Below are 1177 nucleotides of genomic sequence, written 5' to 3' on the forward strand. Positions count from 1 at the left end.
GGCCGGACGCCGCGCAGCCGCAGCTGGACGCCGTGCCGGGCGCACTCCGCGACCAGCGCGCGGGCGTCCACGAACAGCCGTGGGTCGTGGATCCCCCGGGGCACCGTGGGCAGCCGCTCGCCGATCTCCACCGCGATCAGCCGGGCCAGCAGGGTGTCGTTGAGGGTGTCCAGCACCAGCAGCCCGCCGGGCCGCAGCAACCGGCACGCCTCGGCGACCGCCCGCCGCCAGTCCGGTACGTGTTCCAGCAGCTCGCCAGCGGAGACGACGTCCGCGCAGCCGTCCGCGAGCGGGACCGCCACGGCGTCGGCGTGCAGCACGGTCACGCCGTGCGTGGCCGCCTGGTCGAGGGCCGACCGGGTCAGGTCCACCCCGACGTGCCGGTAGCCCTTGCCGGCCAGGTGCGGGGCGAGCAGCCCGGCGCCGCAGCCCAGGTCGACCAGCAGGGCCTCCCTCCTGGACGCGGGGGGCACCAGCGCGGCCCGCGCCCGGGCCAGCCAGTGCAGCATCGCGAAGGCGCCGTCCGGCCGCCACCACTCGTCGACCAGGTCGTCGTACTGGCGGGGATCGTTGGGTGGCAGCACGCGGGACTCAGTGGACACCGGGGCCGCAGCACACATGCACCGAGCGTGGCACGACTCCCGGGTAACGACCAGACTTCCCTTATGTCGTCGTCGGTGTTAGGGCTGGTCAAGGCGAGCCATCCGGAACCGGCCGCCGCGGTCACCGTGGTGGCCGGGCTGCTGGCGGCCGGGGTCGGGCACGGGCCGGCCGGGATCGCCGCCGTGGCGGGCACCGTGCTGGCCAGTCAGCTCGCGGTCGGCTGGAGCAACGACCTGATCGACGCCGACCGGGACGCCACCGTGGGGCGTACCGACAAGCCGGTGGCCACCGGCACGGTCTCGCGGCGCGCCCTCGGCCGCGCGGTGGTCGTCGCAGCCCTCGCCACCCCGCTGATCGCGCTGACCACGACCGGCGCGGCGGCGCTCTGCGCCACGCTGGGGCTGCTCTCGGCGCTGCTCTACAACTGGCCGCTGAAGTCGACGCCGGTCTCCGTGCTGCCGTACGCGGTCTCCTTCGGCGCGCTGCCGGCCTTCGTGGTGCTGGCCCGGCCGGGCGCGCCCGCCCCGCCGGCCTGGCTGGTGGCCGCCGCCGCCTGCCTCGGCGCCGGGGCGCA

General features: G+C 76.5%; 2 protein-coding genes. One reads left to right on the forward strand and one right to left on the reverse strand.

Annotated features, from left to right (window positions below; genetic code table 11):
• Positions 1-620, reverse strand: a 620-nt coding sequence (locus ACWEVO_RS36840; RefSeq protein ID WP_452311999.1) for a methyltransferase domain-containing protein, incomplete at its 3' end; no start/stop codon positions are given.
• 45 nt (positions 621-665) lie between these two features.
• Between ACWEVO_RS36840 and ACWEVO_RS36845 the strand changes: the two genes are divergently transcribed.
• A partial coding sequence (locus ACWEVO_RS36845; protein WP_452312000.1) for a UbiA family prenyltransferase occupies positions 666-1177 on the forward strand: 512 nt, incomplete at its 3' end.

It is taken from the genome of Micromonospora sp. NPDC003776 (assembly GCF_053605645.1).